The organism is Streptomyces sp. NBC_00414 (genome assembly GCF_036038375.1).
In the GTDB taxonomy this organism is placed as follows: Bacteria; Actinomycetota; Actinomycetes; order Streptomycetales; family Streptomycetaceae; genus Streptomyces.
In genome coordinates, this window is sequence record NZ_CP107935.1 from 6,622,843 (window position 1) to 6,643,801 (window position 20,959).

The following is a 20,959-nucleotide window of genomic DNA, read 5'->3' on the forward strand; positions in this document are numbered from 1 at the left end:
AGGGAGCGCGGGTGGAACTCGGACGGTCGGGAGCGGCATCGGGGGCGGAGCCGGGAACGGAATCGGGCGCGGAGGGAAAGGGCATCAGCGCTTCGCGTCGACGGCGACGAACATCGCGCCGGTCCAGGCCGCGTCCCGTGACGACAGCCGGAAGTCCAGCCGGTCCCCGCCACGCCGCAGGCCCTCGCGCAGATCGAGGACGTCGGAGTCGTACCCGAGCGTGTTCGCATACGCGGGCGTCCGCCGGGAGGCCGTCCCGTCGAACTCGCCGATCGTCGAGTTCAGTACGTCGTCCCGGGGGTTGGTGCCGTCGCCGAGAGCGACCGCCCCGCCCCGCCCGTCGGACACGGTGAGCGAGTCGCCGGTCCGCCCGCGGTCGCCGTTGTAGGCGACGAGCCCCAGGCGGCCGGCCGCTCCCGCGGGGAAGTTCATGCCGTCCACCCGGACCGCCTGGTCGTCACCTGGACCCAGCGGGCCGAAGCCGTCCCAGATCGCCAGGTGCCGCAGCGGCTCCGACTCCTTCTCGTACGCGACCATCAGCGTCCAGCCGCCCCACGCGCCGGCCGCCGAGTGACCCATCGCCACATTGACCTGCGCCACGGTGTACGCGCCCGCGCCGCTCGACCGCACCAGCCGCGTGACGTCCGCCGAGGCCTGGAAGGCGTCCGCGCCGTGCGCCACCCGGTGCCCGACGAGGGTGTCCGCGAGCACTTCCTTGTACCGGCCGCCGGACTCGGCGATCAGCACCCGTCCGTTGTCCTTGGGCGGCTTCTGCTCACCGACCCGCAGATTCCCGCCCCAGTACAGCCGCGCGTACGAGACGCGGGCGCCGGCCGGCAACCGGACCTCGGCGCTGCTGGAGTTGTAGGTGTTCGGATCCTTGTCGATGTCGATGTAGAACATGTCGAAGCCGTCGTTGGCGACCGCCCGGCCCGCGCGTGCGGTGGGGCAGGACACCGCCGTCGGCGCGACGGGCCCGCGACAGGTGATCGACGAGTTGGCCGCCCGGACGATCCCGCCGTGCCCGAGCGCGCGGTACCGCTGTGTGAACGTGAGGCTCTCCGCCTCGGCGGCGGCCGGTGCGTCCGGCGGGGCGGGGGCGGCCGCGGCCGGTCCGCCCGGCACCCACAAAGAGGCGAGGGAAAAAGCACCCACCATCCCACGGCGCAGCAGAAGACCCAGGGAATTGCGCATGACCGGCGTTGCCCTTTCGGGGGGAATTTCGGCGGCAGAGGTTCTGACCCTTGCGGGCGGACGAGATGTGGACATCACACGAATGCCGCCATGACTCCCCGTCTGTTTCAAGCGGTCTGAGGAGGTCCGGGGAGGAACGCAACTGTAGCCGCTATCCGTATTTATCGGTGAAACCCGTCAAGTGTGTCGGAATCGTGTGCATACCCCGGGATAACCCCTTGGCGCGCTTCTGGTAACGGCTCGGAGCGTCACTCTTTTGGAGGCACAACCCGCGCCCGCGCCACGCGTTGATTCCAGAGCCGGGCACCCCGCCCGGCTGTTGTTTCGATCCCAAGGAGCACCTTCTCCATGTCGCGTATCGCGAAGGGCCTGGTCTTCACCTCCGTTGCCGCCGCCGCCATGGCGGGCACCGCCGGCATCGCCGCCGCCGACAGTGACGCGCACGGCGCCGCCGCCAACTCCCCGGGTGTCCTGTCGGGCAACCTGGTGCAGGTCCCCGTCCACGTGCCGATCAACCTGTGCGGCAACACCGTGAACGTCATCGCGCTGCTGAACCCGGCGTTCGGCAACGAGTGCGCGAACGACTGACGTCGAAGCCCGGCCCCTGATCGGCCGTCCTCCCACCGGGAGGGCGGCCGATCCGCGTTGCCCCGAATGGAGGGAGGGGCGGCGAGTGCCTTCGGCGGGCACGGCCATGGCGGCTCATCAGGGACAACGGTCACGGTGACGGGTGCGGGCCGCCGCGGTGCGCGGGCGATCGGTTGCAGGCGGGGGGCGCCGCTTCCACGGTGAGGACAAGACCCGACGCACCGAAGCACCACCGAAAGGACCCTCCATGCGTGCTCTGCCCGCGCGGCGTATCGCGACCTCCGCACTCTGCGCCGCGTTCCTGCTGGGGATCGCCGGACCCGTCGCCGTGGCCGCCGACCACGACTCGGCGCACGACACCCGTGCCGCGGCGGTCCCCGCCACGGCGGTCGGGGCGCCGGTGCCCGAGGCGGACGCCCTGCTGGCACAGGTCACGAGCCTCGGCGATGTCGCCGGAGTGCTGAAGCCTGTCACCGACCTCCTCGCCGCCGCGCTCAAGGCCGACGGCGGGAAACTCCCCGCCGCCGACGCCACCAGGCTCGGCGACGCGGTGAAGGAGGCCATCGCCAAGGTCACCGCGGCGGCCCCGGCCGCTCCGCAGACCCCGCCGGCGAAGACACCGACCGAGCCGAAGACGCCGATCGATCCGCAGACACCGACCGGGCCGCAGGTACCGGTCGCCCCGCCGGCGATCCTGCCGGCGCTTCCCGGCGCGCCCGCGCTCCCGATGCCGGGGGCCGCCGGCCACGTCGCCGCGCCCGACCTCAAGGCCGACGCGCTCAAGGCCCTGCAGAGCTCGGTCGACGCCCTGGTCCAGGCGGCGGCAGGCGGCGACGCCACCGCGCTGGGGGCAGCCGCGAAGCAGGTCGTGACGGGCCTGGTCAACTTCGTCGCCGCGGTGGCGGTGGGCGGCGGTCTGCCCGCACCGAACCTGCCGGGACTGCCCAAGCTGCCCGCGGACGTGCCCGCACAGTCGGGGATCGGTGGCTGAGGCGAAGCAGCCACCGTCCCGGCCGTCGGGCCGGCCCGTCACCCGGGCCGGCCCGACGGCCGTTTCACGTCCCGTCTGCACAATCTTTCAGGGTTCTCATATGAGGGATCGCATTTGGTGATGAAACACAGCCTTCAATCGGGTGGGTTCCAGGAATCTTCAGCGTTCGGGGTTTCCGTCCCGATCGGGGGTCGTTGGGCAGGACGCAGTGCGAGAGCAGGCATGCACGGTGCCTGAACACTGAGAATTCCCTCTGGTGACGCGAGTCGCCGAAGAAAGGAACACGATGAAGTCCCTGAAGGCCGCCGCTGTCGTTGCCGGGTCCATGGTCGTCGCTGGTGTCGCCGCGCCCGCCTTTGCCGCCGACCTCACGCCCCCCTCCAGCCTCAACGGCGGCCTCGACTCGGCGCTGACCCAGCTCACCACCGAGCCGGTGGACGCCATGCCCCTGCAGTCGCAGTCCAGGGCGCTCGACACGGAGAACCAGGACTCCGCCCTCAGCACCGTCAAGGACGCGACGGCGGCCCTGAACTCCGCGGGCGGGCCCACGGGCCTTCTGGGCGGGCTCCCCCTCCAGAAGTGACGCGGGGCCGGTCGCGGAGTTACGTGGGACCGGTCGAGGAGTTACGCGAGGCCGGTGCGGCAGTTACGTGAGGCCGGTCCGGAAGTCACGTGAGGCCGGTCCGGAAGTGCCGCAGGACCGGAAGTGCCGCAGGACCGGAAGTGCCGCAGGGCCGGTTGCGCATCGCGCGGACCGGCCCTTCGTGTCGGCCCTGACCGCTCACCGTGTTCCGGCCGTTTCTCTCTTCTCCCGCTCTTCTCCCCCTCTTCTCGCTCACTTCCCCCGCCTCTTTTTTTCTCTTCCCGTCCGTTCGACCCCGTCCCTCGTTCGTGTGGAGACCTCCATGGAAATCCCCCGGGCGAGTGAGAAAGGGCGCGGACGCATTCCGACACGTCGATACGGTTCCGCGGTGACCTCAACCTCAAGCGAAACGCGCCCTTTCCCCGCCGCGGACCTCGGCACCCTCGTCGTCATGGCGTGGAGCGGTGAACAGCCCGACGGCGACATGCCCTACCTCCTGGCCTACTCCCTCGGTGACGGCGCGGGCGGACCCGAGGGCTCCGCGTCCGCCGTCGAGCGGCTGCTGAAGGCCAACGGGCTGCCCCTCGGCGACGAGGTCGTCGACGCCACCCGGCAGCCGAGCTTCCCGGTCCGCCTCCTCGTCGAGGCGGGCCAGGCCGTGGTCAGCATGACCCAGCTCAACGCCCAGTGCCCCGTACCGCCGGAGTGGCTCGCCGCGGTCGGCGAACGCGGCTACGCCTACTTCCTGTTCACCACCCGCCCGTGGCCCGAGGCCGAGCCGGGCAAGCCCGTCGAACCGGAGGCCCTGGCAGCCTTCGCCGGTGACGAGGAGACCCTGAACAACGCGGCGCACGCCCTCGTCCCGGCCCGCAGCCTGCGCGCCTGACCATGCGCGCCGCGGCTGCCTGCCTCCGGCACGTTGACGCGGCGGTGGGACTTATGGACGAGCTGAAGATTGCATCGACCGGGGGAATTTTGACCGGATCCCGTGTGCCGGGTCGTTACCCGTTTCGGACGCACCCCCGAATCCCGAAAGGCCCGTGCCTGAGATGAAGTCGACCACCCGAGGAACTCTTGCCGCCGTCGTCACCTGTGTGGCGGCCGCCGTCGCGACGCCCGCTGTCGCGGCCGACGGGGTTCCGGTCGCCGTGCCCCTGGAAGGTGTGGAGCACTCCCTGAACATGGAGATGCCCAGGATCAGCGGCACCGTGCCGCTGATCACGCCGGGCAGCCCCGACGGGCCGCGGTACGTCGAGGGCCGGCTGCTGCCGGAGCGGGCCCTGCCGCAACTGCCGGTCACCAGCGACCTGCCCTCGCTCGACCTGCGTACGCCGCTGCCGCGCGTGCTCGGAGACACCTTCGACCACCTCGCCGCCAGCACGCCCACCACCGACCTGCGCGCTCTGACGCCCGGTGCCTCGCTGGACGCCCCGCTGACCGCGCCGCGCGCGGACATGTTCGGTCTCCCGGACGTGAAGCTGCCCCAGGTCGCTCTGCTGGCCCCGGTCCTGCAGGCGGCGCCGGGGGCCACCCTGGGCCTCGCTCCGGGTCTGTAGGCACGCGGAGCCGGTACCACTCGTACGCATAGGGCGCGTACACGTACGGCTCTCACCGCGCGAGCGGGGGGACGGCAGGAAAACAGGATGTATCGGAGGGGTGGGGGAGTGCGGGTGGGAGTGGGGAACGGTTCGCGGCGTGACGTCCTGAGAGGGCTGCTCGCCGCGGCCGTGGCCGCCGTCCTGGCGCCGCTCGTCACGGCGTCGAGGCCGTCGCGCGAACCGGCCGGGTCCGGGGCCGGGTTCGATGCCGGGTTCGAGGCGGAGTTCGCGGACGGCTTCGACGAGATGTACGGCGGCTGCCGGATCCGTGGCTGCAAGGAGGAGGAGCAGGAGAAGGAGGTGGCGGCGGACGGTGTGCGGTCGGCCGGGCTCGCGCGAACGGCCGCCGCCGGATCGTGGCGGGTCACGGTGGACGACCGGCCGCTGCACCTCATGCGGCGCGCCGACGGCGGCTATCTGACGATGATCGACCACTACCAGTCGTACCCGACGCCGCTGGCCGCCGCCCGCGCGGCCGTGGACGAACTGGGCGGCACACTGCGGCTGCGCGCGACCGCCGCGGAGGCGGAGCCGGGGGAGGGGCACGGACATGGCGTACACGCGTAAGAACGTGAGCGCGCTGACACGTACGGAGAAGCGCAGGCTCGTCGGCGCGTTCCTGGAGATCAAACGCACCGGCGAGTACGACGAATTCGTCCGCGTGCACATCGACCACTACGTGTCGGACGGCGAGGACGGGCTGCGCGCGGCCCATATGACCCCCTCGTTCCTGCCCTGGCACCGGCAGTTCCTGCTGGACCTGGAGCGGGCGCTGCGCCGGGTGGACTCCGCGGTGTCCGTGCCGTACTGGGACTGGACGAAGGACCGCACTCCCGCCGCCTCGCTGTGGGGGGAGGACCTGCTCGGGGGCAACGGGCGCCGGTCCGACCACCAGGTGACGACCGGTCCGTTCGCGCGCCGGCACAAGAAGTGGGTCGTCAAGGAGTCGATGACCGACGGCGACTACCTCACGCGTGACTTCGGCAGGCCCCGCGATCCGCTCGCGCTGCCCACCGCGGGCGAGCTCGCCAAGGCCCTCGACGACCCCGTGTACGACGCGGAGCCCTGGGACTCCACCTCGGACCGCGGCTTCCGCAACAAGCTGGAGGGGTGGGGGACCGGCCGGGGCAACGACGCCTGGCGCAACCACAACCGCGTCCACCGCTGGGTCGGCGGGCACATGCTGGGCGGGGCCTCCGTCAACGACCCCGTCTTCTGGCTGCACCACTCCTTCGTGGACCTGCTCTGGACGCGCTGGCAGAAGCGGCACCAGGGCGCGCGGTACCTGCCCAAGTCACCGCCGGAACTCGGGAACCGGCAGTACGGGCGGATCGTCGCGCGGCACGAGGAGATGCCGCCGTGGGGCGTGACCCCGGACCAGATGGAGGACCACAGCCGGATCTACCGGTACGTGTGATCGGTGCGCGCGGCCGGTATGCGTGATCGCTGCGCGCGATCGGTGCGCGTGATCGCTGCGCGGGAGGGGCCGACGCGTGAGATGCCGGTGCGTGGGACACGGGGAAGCCCCCGGCGGTGTGTACCGCCGGGGGCCTTCGCGTGGGTGGTGCGGCGACTCAGCGGCCGTAACCCTCGTGGGTGTCGTCGATGTTCGCGCACTGGTTGCCGAACGCCGGGTTCAGCAGGGCGATGACGTTCACGGTGTTGCCGCAGAGGTTGACCGGGATGTGGATCGGAACCTGGACGACATTGCCCGACGCCACGCCGGGCGAGCCGACGGCCGTGCCCGCGGCGTCCGCGTCCGCCATGGCCAGACCGGCACCACTGAGCACAACGGCACCCGTGCCAAGAGCGACAACGGCTGCCTTCGCGATGCGAGACATCACGTATCTCCTTCGAATCGGTGAGCGCGGAAGCATGAACGCGACCGCACTGTCCCTTCAACGCGAGGACTCACAGCGGGTAACGGCACTCAACTTGACATCCTTCACCAAGCTGTTTCATTTCGGGTAATAAGTCATATGAGCCGCCCGGCTAGGGGTGGTTCACGGGTTGATTCACGGACCGGTTCACGGGCGGGTGCAGAGGCCCGTGGGGTTGGCGGCCGGGGGACGGCACTGGAGGTCGGAGTCGTCCGCGCTCGTGCTCAGGTACCGGCCGACGCAGGCGGTCGGCGTGGTCCTGCCGCGTTCGTCGCAGAAGGCCAGGGCGGCACGGCCGTCGGTGAACGGGCCCGGGGCGTAGACGACCCAGTAGCCCGGGCGCAGGGACGCGTAGTCGTCGCTGCGGAGGTAGACGGCCTCGGGGACGGACTTCCGGACGGCGGCGAGCCGCCGGTCCCGGGCGGCGGTGCCGGAGCCGACCGGTTCGGAGAAGAGCTGGGCGATCCACTGGCCCCCGGAGGCGGGTGGCGGGCCGGCCGTCTCCTTCGACGGTGACGGCGACGGGGAGGAGTCCGCGGACGACGGCTTGGCCGAGGGAGTCGGAGTCCGCTTCGAGGACGGCGTGGCGGCGGAGTCGCCCCTTCCCCTGGCGCCGTCCTTCCTGCCGTCGTTGCCGTCCGGGTCGCCGAGGGTGAGCACCAGAGCGGTCGTGGCCGTCGCGAGGGCGACCACGACGAGGGCGACGGTGGCGACGAGCGCGGTGCGCCCGCCGCGCCCGGACGAGCGCCGGCCCTCGACGCGCGTCGGCTGCTCGGACGCCTGTACGACGGGCTGCACGGAGGGGTGTTCGGCGGGCGCGGGGCCACCGGGGGTACTGGAGCCACTGTGGCCGCTGGGGTCGCCGTACAGGGGTGGGGTGCCCAGGATGTGGGGCGGCGGCGTCGAGAGGCCGGGCGGCACCGGAGCGGTCGCCGTCGGCAGCGCCCAGTCCGGCGTCGTACCCGACTCGACCTGAGCCAGCATCGCGTCCAGCTGCGCCGCGTCGGGCCGGGCCGCCGGGTCCCGCACGAGCAGGGCCTGGAGTACGGGTGCGAGCGGGCCGGAGCGCACCGGCGGGGGTACGGCCTCGTCGAGGACGGCGGCCAGGGTGCCGAGGGTCGTCCCGCGGCGCAGCGGACTGACGCCCTCGACGCACACGTACAGGACGAGCCCCAGGGACCAGAGGTCGGACGCCGGGTCGTCGTCGTTGCCGCGGATCCGCTCGGGGGCGATGTACTCGGGCGAGCCGATGAGTTCGCCGGTCGCCGTCAGCGCGGTGGACCCCTGGAGCGCCGCGATGCCGAAGTCGGTGAGCACGGCGGAGCCGTCGGCGCGCAGCAGGATGTTGGCGGGTTTGACGTCCCGGTGCTGGACCCCGGCCGCGTCGGCGGCGCGCAGGGCGCCGAGCACCTGGCGGCCCAGGCGGGCGGCCTCCGTGGGCGACAACGGGCCGTCGGCGAGCCGCTCCTGGAGGGAGACGCCTTCCACCAGTTCCATCACGAGCCAGGGGTGGGGGTCGTCGTCCACGATGTGATGGATCATCACCACGTTCGGGTGACTGACCCGGGCCAGCGCCCGAGCCTCCCGCAGCACCCGCTCGCGGACGGCTTCGGAGGCCGCCGCGTCAGGCCGTACGGCCTTGAGGGCGACCTCCCGGTGCAGCACGCTGTCCCGCGCCCGCCACACCGTCCCCATACCGCCGCTGCCGAGCCGCCCGATCAGCTCGAACCGACCGTCGATCATGTCCCCCGGTGCGTTCATGGCGGACAGATTAGTGGGGGCGGGGCGGGTGGCAGGAAACGTGGGCACGAGCGACCCCACGGGCGATACGTGGTCAGTCGATGCAGAACTCGTTGCCCTCGATGTCCTGCATCGGGATGCACGAGTCGGTGCCGTCGTACAGCGTTCGCACGTGTATCGCGCCGAGCGGGACCAGCCGCGCGCATTCGGCCTCCAGTGCGGCGAGGCGCTCTTCGCCCACGAGTCCGGTGCCGACCCGCACGTCGAGGTGCAGCCGGTTCTTGGCGGCCTTCCCCTCGGGGACGCGCTGGAAGTACAGCCGCGGGCCCACACCTGAGGGGTCACCGCAGGCGAACCATGAATCCCGCTGCTCGGGCGGCTGTGAGTTCTTGTAGTCGTCCCATGTGGCGAACCCCTCCGGTGGCGGCGGCACGACGTACCCCAACACCTCGCACCAGAAACGGGCGAGGCGCTCAGGTTCCGCGCAGTCGAAGGTGACTTGGAACTTCTTGATGGACGTCATCCGGTCACCGTAGGGGCGCGGGCCGGTCTTTCGGCAGGTCGCGCGCCCGATGCGCGCACCTCACGGCGCGGCCACCGTTGTGTCACGGACGTGTCTTGAGAACGATCAAGAAGCAACCGGGGCGACCGCACCGGCTCTCTGGGAGGACAGAAAGCGACACGGACGAACAGTCCGCAATCCACTCGGTCACCGCTCGCCACGAGCGACCACCCCCACGTAGAGAACAGGCACCGACATGCGCACTCGTAAGATCTCGGTACTCACCATGACCGTGGTGGCCCTCGGCCTGGCGCTGACGGCATGCGGCAACGACGGCGCCGGCGGCACGTCCTCCTCCGCGAGCAGCTCGTCGTCGGCGGCCACGAGCACCTCGCGGTCCGGCACCGAGGAGGGCACGTCGTCGGGCACGTCGTCGGGCAAGTCGTCGGGTACGCCCGCCAAGTCCGACACGAAGTGCACCGACCAGCTCGACTACGCGGGCGACCCGCGCTCCAACGCCGAGATCAACTCGATCGGTGAGGACACGGGTACGTGCCCCGAGCCCCAGAAGTCCGACGCGGCGTCGGGTACGCCGAAGGAAGCCGACACGAAGTGCACGGATCAGCTCGACTACGCGGGTGACTCCCGCTCCAACGCCGAGATCAACTCCATCGGTGAGGAGACGGGTACGTGCCCGCCCGTCCAGTAGGAGGGGATTGCCGACCGTCCCTTCGCGGAGGGGGCGCCGCGGTCTGCTCGTGGCCGACAGGAGCGTGGCTGACAGGCTTGCCGCCGACGGAATCAAGCCGCGAGCTGCCGCGAAGCGCCCCGGCGCGGCGTGGCCCCGGACGCGGACGGGCGAGCCGGGGCGGTGAGGGTGAGGCTCCGCACTCCGGGCGAAGTACGGGCGTCTCGCTCAAGGGGGAACGCAGATCGCGCCCTCGGTGAGGTCGCGGCGATGTGCGTCCGGAAATGAAAGAGCCCCTCACGTGTTACCGCAGGTGAGAGGCTATGTGCGCCCCCGGCAGGACTCGAACCTGCGGCCAAGCGCTTAGAAGGCGCCTGCTCTATCCACTGAGCTACGGGGGCCGGGTGTGGTGGCCTGTGGTGCTGGTGCCCGGGTATGGGCGGGGCTCTGACCTTGCCGGGGACAAGGATAGAGCTCCTGGGTCCCTACGCTTCGCGCTTCCCCTCCGTGGCTCGATGTGGAGGTTCAGTGAAGCGGTCCTGATAATCGCAGGCAGGTACGAATCGTGCATCGCTTTTGGCGTCTCACGCCCCGGGTGTTGTGCACTCGTTATGCCTGCGCCCCAGTCGTCCCTTCCGTCCCGTGTGTCCGATCGGCGCGCAGACATGGCCATATGCTTTAGAAAGCCTCCAAAATTGGGCATTCTTCGCATGTGGTGACCTTGGACGTACGGCCCCAGCTGCTCGACGCACTCTCCGCCTTGCGCGACCGTGTCGCCGCCGCACGCTTCCCGCTGCCCCTCACGGGGGCTCCCCGCGCGCGTGCCAACCGCGACGAACTGCTCGCGCAACTCGACGACTATCTCGTGCCCCGGTTGAGAGAACCCGAAGCACCCTTGCTCGCCGTGATCGGAGGATCGACCGGGGCGGGCAAGTCGACGCTGGTCAACTCCCTTGTGGGGCGGCGGGTCAGCGAGGCCGGGGTGCTCCGGCCCACGACGCGTACTCCGGTGCTCGTGTGCCACCCGGAGGACCATCACTGGTTCAGCGGGATGCGCGTACTGCCCGACCTCACGCGCGTGTGGATGCCCCAACAGGACGTCGACGACGATCCGCTGCTGCCCGGCGAGGACGGCATGCGCGTCCTGCGCATCGAGACCGCGGACACCCTTCCCCGGGGGCTCGCGCTCCTCGACGCGCCCGACATCGACTCCCTGGTGGCCGGCAACCGGGTGCTTGCCGCCGAACTCATGTGCGCGGCGGACATCTGGGTGATGGTCACCACGGCGGCACGGTACGCCGACGCGGTGCCGTGGCATCTGCTGCGTACCGCCAAGGAGCATGACGCCACCCTCGTCACCGTGCTCGACCGGGTGCCCCACCAGGTGGTGTCCGAGGTCTCGCGTCAGTTCGGCGCGCTCCTGACCAAGGCGGGACTCGGCGATGTGCCCCGCTTCACCGTGCCCGAACTGCCCGAGTCCGCCTGGGGCGGGGGCCTGCTTCCGGCCACCGCCGTGGCGCCCCTGCGCGCCTGGCTGGCCCAGCAGGCCCAGGACCCGGGCGCCCGGCACCAGGCGATGGCGCGCACCGCGTACGGGGCGCTCGACTCGCTCAAGTCGCGTATGCCCGAGCTCGCCAGTGCGGCCGCGGCCCAGTACGCCGCCGCGCTGCGCCTCACCGCGGCCGTCGACGGGGCGTACGACAGCGAGTACACGCGTCTGCGGGGCCGTCTGCAGGCCGGGGCGGTCCTGGCCGGGGGCGCGCTCAAACGGTGGCGCAGCTACCCGCTGGACTGCAGCGCCGGTGAACTGCTCGACGCGCTGGTCGAGAGCCTGGCCGCACTCCTGCTGTGCGCCGTCACCGCGGCCGACGAGCGCATCGACGAGGCGTGGCGGCGTGAACCCGCCTCGTGCGCCCCGGGGCTGACGGACCGCGTTCCTGCGCTGGAGAGCGCCGAGCACCGCATCGGGATGGCGGCTCGGCGCTGGCGCCGGATGCTTGAGGAGTACGCGGAGGACGAGGTGCGTGCCCTGGAGAAGAGCGTCGCGCCGGACCCCGAGGTGGTGGCCGCGCTGGTCGCCACCGCGCTCCTGGGCGGCCGGCGGGCGCGGTCCGCGGGCGAGGGGCTCGCCGAGCGGATCGGCGCGCACGGCGCGCTGCGGCTGCGCGACAAGGGCGGCCGACTGCTCACCGACTACCTCGACAAGGCGCTGCACAGCGAACGGGAGCGGCGGCTCGCACCGCTCGACGCGCTCGACGTACACCCCGAACCCCAGGCCGAACTCATCGCCGCGCTGTCGGTACTGCAGAAGGAGAGGTGACCGCGGTGACCGCCGTAACGGACCACACGGATCACGCGGACCAGCCGGGAGACGACGACGAGGAGCGTCAGCAAGGGGAGACGCGTCAGCACGGGGAGGGGCGTCAGGAACGGGAACGGGAGGGGCGTCGAGGACGGGAAGGGCGTCAGGAACGTGGGCACGCGCGCGTGGGGGACGATTCCGTGACCGAGACTGGGACCGGCCTTGGGGACGCCCGCAAGGACCCGAGAGACGCGCGCAGGAAGGGTCCCGGCAGGGAGATCGTCCGCAAGGAGAAGGGCGATCGCGGTCCCGACGGCGCGGCGGACGTGGGCGTGGAGGCCGCCGTCACCGGCGGCAAGGGAGCCGCTGACGCCGCCTGTAGTAAGGAGGCCGCGGATCTGGGGGACTCGGCGGACTCGGTGGGTGCCTGGGACGACGGGCTGATCGCACGGCGCGTGTCGGCCACGGCCGAGGGGCAGGTCAGGCCCGTACAGGAGACTGCCGTGGAGACCAGGCCGCCCGCGGTGGCTCCCCTCGCGTACGACGGGCCGCTGCGGTCCCGTCTCGACGCGCTGCGTGAACTGGTGGGGCTCTCCCGGACGCGGCTCGACAGCGGGACCCTGGCCGAGGCGGGACAGGTCCTGGACGAGGCCGCCGCGCGGCGCCGGCTCTCGGGGCAGCACACCGTGGTCGCCATCGCGGGCGCCACAGGCAGCGGCAAGTCGCAGCTCTTCAACGCGCTCGCCGGAGTGGCCATCTCGGAGACCGGGGTACGCAGGCCGACGACCGCCGCGCCCATCGCGTGCAGTTGGAGCGACGGCGCGGCCGGACTCATCGACCGGCTCGGCATTCCCGGGCGGTTGCGCCGCAGGCCGCTGCAGAGCGCCGAGGCGGAGGCGCAGTTGCGCGGGCTCGTCCTGGTGGACCTGCCCGACCACGACTCGGCGGCCGTCCAGCACCGGGAGCACGTGGACCGGATCCTCGCGCTCGTGGACGCCGTCATCTGGGTGGTCGACCCGGAGAAATACGCCGACGCAGTACTTCATGAGCGCTATCTGCGGCCCATGGCGGGCCACGCGGAAGTCACCTTCGTGGTCCTCAACCAGGTCGACCGGCTGCCCGGAGAAGCCGCCGACCAGGTCCTCGACGACCTGCGGCGGCTGCTCGACGAGGACGGGATCGCGCTCGGCGAGTACGGCGAGCCGGGCGCGACCGTTCTCGCGCTGTCAGCGCTCACCGGGGAGGGCATCGGGGAACTGCGCGAGGTGCTCGGTCACTTCGTGGCCGAGCGGGGCGCCGCGGCCCGCCGGATCTCCGCCGACATGGACGCGGCCGCGGTGCGCCTGTGGCCCGTCTACGCCAACCGGCGGCAGGCCGGGCTCAGCGAGGAGGCGCGCGAGGAGTTCGCCGACCGGCTCGCCGACGCGGTCGGCGCCACGGCGGCGGGCGAGGCCGCCGAGCGCGCCTGGCGCCGCAACGCCAACCGCGCGTGCGGCACGCCCTGGCTGCGGCTGTGGCGCTGGTACGAGGACCGGCGCGAACCCTCGACGGGGCGGCTGTCCGTACGGACGTACGACGACGAGGAGGCCACGGCGCGGCAGCGCGTCGAGCAGGCGGTGCGCACGGTGGCCGAGCAGGCCGCCGACGCGCTGCCCGCGCCCTGGGCCCAGGCGGTGCGTGAAGCGGCCGTACGAGGGTCGCAGGGGCTGTGCGAGGCCCTGGACGAACTGGCGGTACGGGCCGGGACACCGGTCGGGCGGCCGCCGCGGCCGGGCTGGTGGCCGGCAGCCGTACTCGCGCAGGCGTCCATGACCGTCCTTCAGGTCGTCGGCGGACTGTGGCTGTTGGCCCAGGTCATCGGCTTCATGTCGCCGAACCTCGGCGTGCCCGTGCTGCTGATGGTCATCGGCATCGTGGGCGGCCCGGGTGTCGAGTGGGCCTGCAGACTCGCCGCGAACGGGCCTGCGCGGAGGTACGGGTTCGAGGCGGAACGGAGACTGCGGGAGGCGGCGTCGGGCTGCGGCCGGGCCCGGGTCCTCGATCCCGTGGCGGCGGAGCTGCTGCGGTACCGGGAGGTGCGGGAGCAGTTCCTGCGGGTCACGGGGGTCGGGGTCTCGGCGGGGTGAGGTGACGGGGCCAGGGGCGGGGCTCGGGGCTTGCGGGTGGGGCCGGAAGTCCACGTTCGAATGGCGGAGTTGTCCACAACCGGGCGGTGGCCCACAGGGCTCAGCGGGATCCGGCCGACGGAGGCAGTCTGAGGTCCCGGCGGACACGACGTGACGGCCACGTCGTCTCCGCCGGGACGGACAGACGCAGCCGTACGGGACGGACCCGTATGGCAGCCGTACGGGACCTACCCGTACGCGTGGGCAGGGAGGGCTTCCGCGATGAACGAGACGACGGTGTGCGTGGTGGGGAACGTGGCTACACAGCCCGTGTTCCGGGAGACGGCGGCGGGTTCGTCGGCGAGGTTCCGGCTGGCGGTCACACAGCGGTTCTGGGACCGGGAGAAGAACGCGTGGCGGGACGGGCACACCAACTTCTTCACGGTGTGGGCCAATCGGGCGCTCGCGGCGAACGTGCAGGCATCCGTGTCGCTGGGCGAGCCGCTCATGGTGCGAGGCAGGTTGAAGATCCGCTCCGAGCAGCGCGACGGACAGTCGTGGACGGGCGCGGACATCGAGGCCTCGGCGATCGGACACGACCTGGCGCGCGGCACGGCGGCGTTCCGGCGGACGCTCAGGGGCGATCCGGCGTCGGATCAGGTATCGGATCAGGTACTGGATCCGGCATCAGACCCGGCGTCGGGTCGGACGTCAGGTCAGGCGTCGGGTCAGACGCCGGACCAGACGTCGGATCAGGTTCCCGGTCGGTCGCCGAACACGTCGGTCCGGCCGGAGCCGAGTTGGGAGACGGAGCCGGCCGAGCGGGTCGACGCGGCGGCCCGACAACGGCAGGAACCGGCCCTGGTGACGTGAGGGCAGGTGCCGGCTCCTCGCTCTGACCGAAGTGCGGCTTATCGGGGAGTGCGTTGTGAACGGTCCCAGTAGATTTGTCGACAAGCATGGCTCGCGCCCGGTTCTGGCGATAACGATTCCGAGTCGGATCACTCATCGGATGACATGACCGGGGAGGGAGGTGCGCCCCGTCCTTAGGATGCCGGGCATAGCTCTCGGGGCTTCTGATTCCGCTGGTGGGACCGTAACCCCCCAGGTCAACGGGTCCCGCTCGAAAGGGAATTCTGTGCTTTCTACGTTCTCTGCGCCGTCCGTGCACGGGCGAGGTGCCGCTGCCGCCCGCCTGGCCGCGGTGGCGCTCGTGTCCGGGCTCGTCGCCGTGAGCGCCGTGGCCACCGCCGGTGCGGCCGTCGCGGACGAACTCCCTCTCAGCCAGGGCGGCGCGACCGCCACCATAGGCGGCCTGAAGACGTCCGGGCCCGCGGTCATCCACGAGGAGGGCGGGGACAAGCAGGTCTCCGCGGGACTCTTCGAGATGTCCGTCGACAACGGCGGCACCCTGCAGACCTACTGCGTCGACATCTACAGCCCGACGCAGAAGGACGCCAAGTACCAGGAGACCCCCTGGAGCGGTACGTCGCTGAACGGGAACCCCGACGCGGGCCGGATCCGCTGGATCCTGCAGAACTCCTACCCGCAGGTCAACGACCTCGCCGCGCTGGCCGCGAAGGCGGGCGCGAGCGGCCTCACCCAGCAGGACGCGGCGGCCGGCACGCAGGTGGCGATCTGGCGGTACTCGGACGACGCCGACGTGGACGCCGTGGACCCCCAGGCGGAGAAGCTCGCCGACTATCTGCAGCGCAGCGCACGGGACCTGGCGGAGCCGGCCGCCTCCCTGGAACTGGATCCGCCCGCGGTCTCCGGTCATCCGGGTGAACTGCTCGGCCCGGTCACCGTGCGCACCAACGCGGCCGCCGTGACGGTGACGCCGCTCGCCGACGCCACGAGCGGGGTGAAGGTCGTCGGCCGGGACGGCAAGGAGATCACGTCCGCGGCCGACGGCAGCGAGCTGTTCTTCGATGTGGCCGAGGACGCCGCGGACGGTTCGGCCGCGCTGACGGTGCAGGCCTCGACCACCGTGCCGGTCGGGCGGGCCTTCGCCTCCGAGACCAGGAGCCAGACCCAGATCCTGGCCGGATCCAGCGAGTCGACGGTCTCCGCGGCGGCGACCGCGAACTGGGCCGCTGCCGGAGCGATACCGGCACTCTCCGCCGAGAAGAACTGCGCGGAGGGCGGTCTCGACGTCACAGCGGTGAACGAGGGCGACGAGGCGTTCACCTTCGAGCTGATGGGCGCCGAGCACACCGTCGAGGCAGGCGCGTCACAGACCGTGACGGTCCCGCTGCAGGAGGACCAGCCGTACGACTTCACGGTCGAGGGGCCGGGCGGTTACGAGAAGCGGTTCCAGGGAGTGCTCGACTGCCGGACGCAGAGCGGCGCCGCCGCCGACGAGACCGTCCGGACGCTGAACGAGCCGAGCCCCGCCACGGTCGGCGGCACGTCCGCCACGACCACCGACCTCGCCGAGACCGGCGCGTCGAGCGCCACCCCGGTGATAGCCGGGATCGCGATCGGCCTGGTCCTGATCGGCGGCGCGGCGGTGCTCTTCGTCCGCAAGAAGAAGACACCGACCCAGGACTGACCGAACACCGACGCGGGACCGGACACCGACACCGGGCCGAAGCGGCGGGACCGGCGGGACCGGCGGGACCGGCGGAGCAACGGTGAGCGGGAGCCGGAACGAGAAGGCGCACCTTGACAAGTGGACAGTGAGTGATCGCGCGCGGACTCGCTGTATTGCCGGGCACTCGTGATGTGTTCCGGCGACCGCCCGAGAGCGTCCGGGGCCGCCCGAGGGCCGCTCCGGGCCGTACGGAGGTGGCCCGCGGCGCTCGGCGGCACCCCTTGTCGGCCCGAAACGGCAGGGGCCGGGTGCGGGGCCGGTCGGCGTGTCCCAGCTCAGGGGCCCGGGCCATACGCGTTTCCCCCGAGGGGTGGCGGTACGGCAAGATGGGGTGTATCTGCCCACTGCCGATTTCAAGCGTCCGGACGGTTTCTCTTGGCTGAGTTCATTTACACCATGCGCAAGACGCGCAAAGCGCACGGCGACAAGGTGATTCTTGATGACGTCACCCTGAACTTCCTGCCGGGGGCGAAGATCGGCGTCGTCGGGCCGAACGGTGCCGGTAAGTCGACCGTGCTGAAGATCATGGCGGGCCTTGAGCATCCGTCGAACGGTGACGCCTTCCTGTCACCCGGCTACAGCGTCGGCATCCTCATGCAGGAGCCGGAGCTGGACGAGAGCAAGACGGTTCTGCAGAACGTCCAGGACGGCGCCGCCGAGCTGATGGGCAAGCTCAGCCGCTTCAACGAGGTCGCCGAGCTGATGGCGACCGACTACTCGGACGCGCTGCTCGACGAGATGGGCAAGCTCCAGGAGGACCTGGACCACTCCAACGCCTGGGACCTCGACGCGCAGCTCGAACAGGCCATGGACGCGCTGGGCTGCCCGCCCGGCGACTGGCCGGTCACCACCCTCTCCGGTGGCGAGAAGCGCCGCGTCGCGCTCTGCAAGCTGCTGATCGAGGCCCCCGACCTGCTGCTCCTCGACGAGCCCACCAACCACCTCGACGCCGAGTCGGTGAACTGGCTGGAGCAGCACCTCTCGAAGTACGCGGGCGCCGTCGTGGCCGTCACTCACGACCGGTACTTCCTGAACAACGTCGCCGAGTGGATCCTCGAACTGGACCGCGGCCGCGCGATCCCCTACGAGGGCAACTACTCCACATACCTCGACAAGAAGTCCACCCGGCTCAAGGTCGAGGGCCGCAAGGACGAGAAGCGCCAGAAGCGCCTCAAGGAAGAGCTGGAGTGGGTCCGGTCCAACGCCAAGGGCCGTCAGACCAAGTCCAAGGCGCGCCTCGCCCGTTACGAGGAGATGGCTGCCGAGGCCGACAAGATGCGGAAGCTGGACTTCGAGGAGATCCAGATCCCGCCGGGCCCGCGTCTGGGCTCGATCGTCGTCGAGGTCCAGAACCTTTCCAAGGCGTTCGGCGACAAGGTTCTCATCGACGATCTCAGCTTCACCCTGCCGCGCAACGGCATCGTGGGGGTCATCGGCCCGAACGGCGCCGGCAAGACCACGCTGTTCAAGATGATCCAGGGCCTGGAGACGCCGGACTCCGGTGCGATCAAGGTCGGCGACACCGTCAAGATCAGTTACGTCGACCAGAGCCGCGCCAACATCGACCCCAAGAAGACGCTGTGGGCCGTCGTCTCCGACGAGCTGGACTACATCAACGTCGGCCAGGTCGAGATGCCGTCGCGGGCGTACGTCTCCGCGTTCGGCTTCAAGGGCCCGGACCAGCAGAAGCCGGCCGGTGTCCTCTCCGGTGGTGAGCGCAACCGCCTGAACCTGGCGCTGACGCTCAAGGAGGGCGGCAACCTGCTGCTCCTCGACGAGCCCACCAACGACCTCGACGTGGAGACACTGTCGTCGCTGGAGAACGCGCTGCTCGAGTTCCCCGGTGCGGCCGTGGTCATCTCCCACGACCGGTGGTTCCTGGACCGGGTCGCGACGCACATCCTCGCGTACGAGGGTGAGTCGAAGTGGTACTGGTTCGAGGGCAACTTCGAGTCGTACGAGAAGAACAAGGTCGAGCGGCTCGGAGCGGACGCCGCGCGTCCGCACCGCGCCACCTACAAGAAGCTGACCCGGGGCTGATCTTCTTGCGGCACATCTACCGCTGCCCGCTGCGCTGGGCGGACATGGACGCGTACGGCCACATCAACAACGTGGTCTTCCTCCGCTATCTGGAGGAGGCGCGTATCGACTTCCTGTTCCGCCCGGACAAGGATTTCCAGCAGGGGTCCGTGGTGGCGCGCCATGAGATCGACTACAAGCAGCAGTTGGTGCACCGGCACACACCGGTGGACATCGAGCTGTGGGTGACGCAGATCAGGGCGGCGTCCTTCACCATCGCCTACGAGGTGAAGGACCCGGACCAGGTGTATGTGCGGGCCCAGACGGTGATAGTGCCGTTCGACTTCGAGGCGCAGCGGCCGCGTCGTATCACCGCGGAGGAGCGCGAGTTCCTCAAGGAGTACACGGACGACGCAGCCGGTTCCGCGGGGGCCGTCGCCGCATGACGGCCCTGCACCTCGTCGACGAGGGGGAGGCGGCGGACCTCGCCGCCTTCCTGGCCCGGCTGATCCACTACGACCGGGCGGCCGCGGTACGGCTGCAGGCGTCGGGGACGACGCTCGCGGTGTTCGGCCGGCCGCCGTCGTTCGAGGTGCTCGCGATCCGCACGGCACGGCTCTCCAAGCCGTACGAGAACGGTCTCGACCTCGTCCTCGACGTGACGGTCTCGGCCGGTGAACTCCTGGAGTCCCTCGACGAGGCGGCGGCCACGGCGACCGTGCCCGCCGCCGTCACCGGACCGCCGTGGGCCGGGTTGCTGCCGCCCCGCGGCGGCTGGCGGCCGGAGCCGGGACTGCCCGGGCTCGACGCGGTGCGTGCGGCGGTGGCCGCGGTGGTCGCCGAATTCCGGGCGCGGACGGACGAGTTGGCGCCCGAGAGCCGTACGCGGTCCGCGCTCGACGACATCGGGCGGGAGATCTGGTCCCGGCCGGTCGGGGACACCTCCCTCCCCGTGCGGGCCGCGCACGCCGCCCAGTCGCTGGGATTCCTGCGGCCCGCGCGCGGCGCCGCACCCGACGACGCTGTCCTGCGGCTGCTCTCCTCGGGCGCGTGGCTCAGGCTGTGGACGCCGTACGGGTCGATCGCCGTGCGCAGGGCCGGGCTCGGGGCGCTGGACGTCAGCGTGCGCTGACCGGCGCAGCCACCCCTGTGTCAGCGGTGTTCGCTGTCGTCCGGCCAGATGCCGATGTGGTCCGGTTCGAGTTCCAGGGCGACACGGTCGCGCATACCGAGCGCCTCGGTGTACTCGGCGGGGAGCTGGAGCCGGCCGGCCCGGTCGAGCATCGCGTACTCGCGCGCCACCACTGTCTCGTGGCCGGTCGTGGCGTCCACCTCGGTGCGGCGCAGGACCTCCGTGGACGTACGGCCGTCGCGGATGGCGACCGTCCGGCGGACCTCGGTGGCGACCGCCTGGTCGTGCGTGACGATCACGATGGTCGTGCCGAGGAGCTCGTTCGCGGTGCGGAAGGCGGCGAAGATCTGTCCGGCGGTGTTCGAGTCGAGTTCGCCGGTGGGTTCGTCGGCGAGGAGGACGGCGGGGTCGTTGGCCAGCGCCACGGCGATGGCGACGCGCTGCTGCTGACCGCCGGACATCTGGACCGGGCGGCGGGACCGGCAGTCCGCGACCTCCAGCAGCTCCAGGAGCTCCAGGGCGCGCTGTGCCTGTGCGCGGCGGCCCTTGCGGGAGGCGCCGAGCTGCATCGGCAGGGCGACGTTCTGGGCGGCCGTCAGATAGGGGAGGAGATTGCGGGCAGTCTGCTGCCAGACGAAGCCGACGGTCTCGCGCCGGTAGCTGAGCCGGTCCTTGGCGCCCATGGTCAGCAGGTCGTGTCCCGCCACCCGGGCGGCGCCCGCGGTGGGGGTGTCCAGACCGGCCAGGATGTTCATCAGGGTCGACTTGCCGCTGCCGGACGCGCCGACCAGCGCCATCAGCTCGCCCTCGCGGACGAGGAGATCGAGGCCCTGGAGCGCCTGTACCTCGACGCCGTCCGCGGAGAAGATCCGGACCAGCCGGTCGCAGGTGATCAGGGCGTCATGGCCGTAGGCGGGGCGGTCGCGGCGGTCGGCGGCCCGCTGGGCGAGGTCGGCGAAGCTGGGACCGGCCGGGCCGGCGGGACCGACGGAGTCGGTGGTCGTCATCGGGCGTCTCCGGTCGTGGTCGTCATCCTGGGCC

The 20,959-nt window shown here is 71.3% G+C and carries 20 protein-coding genes and 1 tRNA gene; 15 read left to right on the top strand and 6 right to left on the bottom strand.

Annotated features, from left to right (window positions below):
- Positions 1-84: 84 nt before the first annotated feature.
- Positions 85-1,194 (bottom strand): DUF3344 domain-containing protein, encoded by a 1,110-nt coding sequence (locus OHS59_RS28830; protein WP_328496258.1) that lies wholly within the window; start codon positions 1,192-1,194, stop codon positions 85-87.
- A 348-nt stretch (positions 1,195-1,542) separates the two neighbouring features.
- On the opposite strand from OHS59_RS28830, the gene OHS59_RS28835 reads away from it, so the two are divergent.
- The 7 genes from OHS59_RS28835 to OHS59_RS28865 all read left to right on the top strand — a co-directional run bounded on the left by OHS59_RS28835 (position 1,543) and on the right by OHS59_RS28865 (position 6,371).
- Complete coding sequence (locus OHS59_RS28835; protein WP_107016158.1) at positions 1,543-1,782, top strand: chaplin; 240 nt, start codon at positions 1,543-1,545, stop codon at positions 1,780-1,782.
- 247 nt (positions 1,783-2,029) lie between these two features.
- Positions 2,030-2,773, top strand: coding sequence for a hypothetical protein (locus tag OHS59_RS28840; RefSeq protein WP_328496259.1), 744 nt, complete (start codon positions 2,030-2,032; stop codon positions 2,771-2,773).
- Between the two features lie 286 nt (positions 2,774-3,059).
- Positions 3,060-3,356 (top strand): hypothetical protein, encoded by a 297-nt coding sequence (locus OHS59_RS28845; RefSeq protein WP_328496260.1) that lies wholly within the window; start codon positions 3,060-3,062, stop codon positions 3,354-3,356.
- Positions 3,357-3,744: 388 nt separating this feature from the next.
- Positions 3,745-4,242, top strand: a complete 498-nt coding sequence (locus OHS59_RS28850; protein WP_328496261.1) for a DUF5949 family protein — start codon at positions 3,745-3,747, stop codon at positions 4,240-4,242.
- A gap of 163 nt (positions 4,243-4,405) precedes the next feature.
- Complete coding sequence (locus OHS59_RS28855) at positions 4,406-4,912, top strand: hypothetical protein (protein ID WP_328496262.1); 507 nt, start codon at positions 4,406-4,408, stop codon at positions 4,910-4,912.
- A gap of 87 nt (positions 4,913-4,999) precedes the next feature.
- On the top strand, positions 5,000-5,521 hold the full coding sequence (locus OHS59_RS28860; RefSeq protein ID WP_328496263.1) for a tyrosinase family oxidase copper chaperone: 522 nt from the start codon (positions 5,000-5,002) through the stop codon (positions 5,519-5,521).
- Complete coding sequence (locus tag OHS59_RS28865) at positions 5,505-6,371, top strand: tyrosinase family protein (protein ID WP_328496264.1); 867 nt, start codon at positions 5,505-5,507, stop codon at positions 6,369-6,371. The genes OHS59_RS28860 and OHS59_RS28865 overlap by 17 nt, the downstream gene beginning before the upstream one ends.
- 157 nt (positions 6,372-6,528) lie before the next feature.
- Here the strand turns inward: OHS59_RS28865 and OHS59_RS28870 are convergent, their stop codons facing one another.
- From OHS59_RS28870 to OHS59_RS28880, 3 genes are all read right to left on the bottom strand, one after another.
- Entirely contained in the window at positions 6,529-6,795 is a 267-nt protein-coding gene (locus OHS59_RS28870; RefSeq protein ID WP_328496265.1) for a chaplin, read from the bottom strand.
- 186 nt (positions 6,796-6,981) lie between these two features.
- Complete coding sequence (locus OHS59_RS28875) at positions 6,982-8,595, bottom strand: serine/threonine-protein kinase (RefSeq protein WP_328496266.1); 1,614 nt, start codon at positions 8,593-8,595, stop codon at positions 6,982-6,984.
- Between the two features lie 73 nt (positions 8,596-8,668).
- On the bottom strand, positions 8,669-9,097 hold the full coding sequence (locus OHS59_RS28880; protein WP_328496267.1) for a VOC family protein: 429 nt from the start codon (positions 9,095-9,097) through the stop codon (positions 8,669-8,671).
- A gap of 235 nt (positions 9,098-9,332) precedes the next feature.
- Here OHS59_RS28880 and OHS59_RS28885 point away from each other — a divergent pair, with 235 nt between their 5' ends.
- On the top strand, positions 9,333-9,785 hold the full coding sequence (locus OHS59_RS28885) for a hypothetical protein (protein ID WP_328496268.1): 453 nt from the start codon (positions 9,333-9,335) through the stop codon (positions 9,783-9,785).
- A gap of 307 nt (positions 9,786-10,092) precedes the next feature.
- On the opposite strand, the gene OHS59_RS28890 is transcribed toward OHS59_RS28885, so the two are convergent.
- Positions 10,093-10,165, bottom strand: a tRNA-Arg gene (locus tag OHS59_RS28890).
- A 311-nt stretch (positions 10,166-10,476) separates the two neighbouring features.
- On the opposite strand from OHS59_RS28890, the gene OHS59_RS28895 reads away from it, so the two are divergent.
- From OHS59_RS28895 to OHS59_RS28925, 7 genes are all read left to right on the top strand, one after another.
- The gene (locus OHS59_RS28895; RefSeq protein WP_328496269.1) at positions 10,477-12,084 is read left to right on the top strand and encodes a dynamin family protein; all 1,608 of its coding nucleotides are present in this window, start codon (positions 10,477-10,479) and stop codon (positions 12,082-12,084) included.
- 5 nt (positions 12,085-12,089) lie between these two features.
- Entirely contained in the window at positions 12,090-14,192 is a 2,103-nt protein-coding gene (locus OHS59_RS28900) for a YfjP family GTPase (RefSeq protein ID WP_328496270.1), read from the top strand.
- A 261-nt stretch (positions 14,193-14,453) separates the two neighbouring features.
- Positions 14,454-15,044 carry a single-stranded DNA-binding protein gene (locus tag OHS59_RS44610; RefSeq protein WP_443061518.1) on the top strand — a complete coding sequence of 197 codons (591 nt, stop codon included), beginning with the start codon at positions 14,454-14,456 and terminating at the stop codon, positions 15,042-15,044.
- Positions 15,045-15,309: 265 nt separating this feature from the next.
- Positions 15,310-16,725 carry a TQXA domain-containing protein gene (locus OHS59_RS28910; RefSeq protein ID WP_443061519.1) on the top strand — a complete coding sequence of 472 codons (1,416 nt, stop codon included), beginning with the start codon at positions 15,310-15,312 and terminating at the stop codon, positions 16,723-16,725.
- Positions 16,726-17,142: 417 nt separating this feature from the next.
- The gene (gene ettA, locus OHS59_RS28915) at positions 17,143-18,807 is read left to right on the top strand and encodes an energy-dependent translational throttle protein EttA (protein ID WP_328496272.1); all 1,665 of its coding nucleotides are present in this window, start codon (positions 17,143-17,145) and stop codon (positions 18,805-18,807) included.
- Between the two features lie 5 nt (positions 18,808-18,812).
- A complete protein-coding gene (locus tag OHS59_RS28920; RefSeq protein WP_328496273.1) occupies positions 18,813-19,232 on the top strand; it encodes an acyl-CoA thioesterase in 420 nt (139 codons plus the stop codon).
- Positions 19,229-19,918, top strand: coding sequence for a hypothetical protein (locus tag OHS59_RS28925; protein ID WP_328496274.1), 690 nt, complete (start codon positions 19,229-19,231; stop codon positions 19,916-19,918). Before OHS59_RS28920 ends, OHS59_RS28925 begins: the two co-directional genes overlap by 4 nt.
- 20 nt (positions 19,919-19,938) lie before the next feature.
- On the opposite strand, the gene OHS59_RS28930 is transcribed toward OHS59_RS28925, so the two are convergent.
- Positions 19,939-20,925: an ABC transporter ATP-binding protein gene (locus tag OHS59_RS28930; RefSeq protein WP_328496275.1), complete on the bottom strand. Its 987-nt coding sequence runs from the start codon at positions 20,923-20,925 to the stop codon at positions 19,939-19,941.
- Positions 20,926-20,959: the final 34 nt, after the last annotated feature.

What these genes read in the sequence shown, in the direction of transcription:
- OHS59_RS28885 (WP_328496268.1), top strand. Translation starts at nt 9,333, where the DNA reads ATGCGCACTCGTAAGATCTCGGTACTCACCATGACCGTGGTGGCCCTC.
- OHS59_RS28865 (WP_328496264.1), top strand. Translation starts at nt 5,505, where the DNA reads ATGGCGTACACGCGTAAGAACGTGAGCGCGCTGACACGTACGGAGAAG.
- OHS59_RS28840 (WP_328496259.1), top strand. Translation starts at nt 2,030, where the DNA reads ATGCGTGCTCTGCCCGCGCGGCGTATCGCGACCTCCGCACTCTGCGCC.
- OHS59_RS28860 (WP_328496263.1), top strand. Translation starts at nt 5,000, where the DNA reads ATGTATCGGAGGGGTGGGGGAGTGCGGGTGGGAGTGGGGAACGGTTCG.
- OHS59_RS28930 (WP_328496275.1), bottom strand. Translation starts at nt 20,925, where the DNA reads ATGACGACCACCGACTCCGTCGGTCCCGCCGGCCCGGCCGGTCCCAGC.
- OHS59_RS28855 (WP_328496262.1), top strand. Translation starts at nt 4,406, where the DNA reads ATGAAGTCGACCACCCGAGGAACTCTTGCCGCCGTCGTCACCTGTGTG.
- OHS59_RS28830 (WP_328496258.1), bottom strand. Translation starts at nt 1,194, where the DNA reads ATGCGCAATTCCCTGGGTCTTCTGCTGCGCCGTGGGATGGTGGGTGCT.
- OHS59_RS28835 (WP_107016158.1), top strand. Translation starts at nt 1,543, where the DNA reads ATGTCGCGTATCGCGAAGGGCCTGGTCTTCACCTCCGTTGCCGCCGCC.
- OHS59_RS28845 (WP_328496260.1), top strand. Translation starts at nt 3,060, where the DNA reads ATGAAGTCCCTGAAGGCCGCCGCTGTCGTTGCCGGGTCCATGGTCGTC.
- OHS59_RS28870 (WP_328496265.1), bottom strand. Translation starts at nt 6,795, where the DNA reads ATGTCTCGCATCGCGAAGGCAGCCGTTGTCGCTCTTGGCACGGGTGCC.
- OHS59_RS28925 (WP_328496274.1), top strand. Translation starts at nt 19,229, where the DNA reads ATGACGGCCCTGCACCTCGTCGACGAGGGGGAGGCGGCGGACCTCGCC.
- OHS59_RS28880 (WP_328496267.1), bottom strand. Translation starts at nt 9,097, where the DNA reads ATGACGTCCATCAAGAAGTTCCAAGTCACCTTCGACTGCGCGGAACCT.
- OHS59_RS44610 (WP_443061518.1), top strand. Translation starts at nt 14,454, where the DNA reads ATGAACGAGACGACGGTGTGCGTGGTGGGGAACGTGGCTACACAGCCC.
- OHS59_RS28875 (WP_328496266.1), bottom strand. Translation starts at nt 8,595, where the DNA reads ATGAACGCACCGGGGGACATGATCGACGGTCGGTTCGAGCTGATCGGG.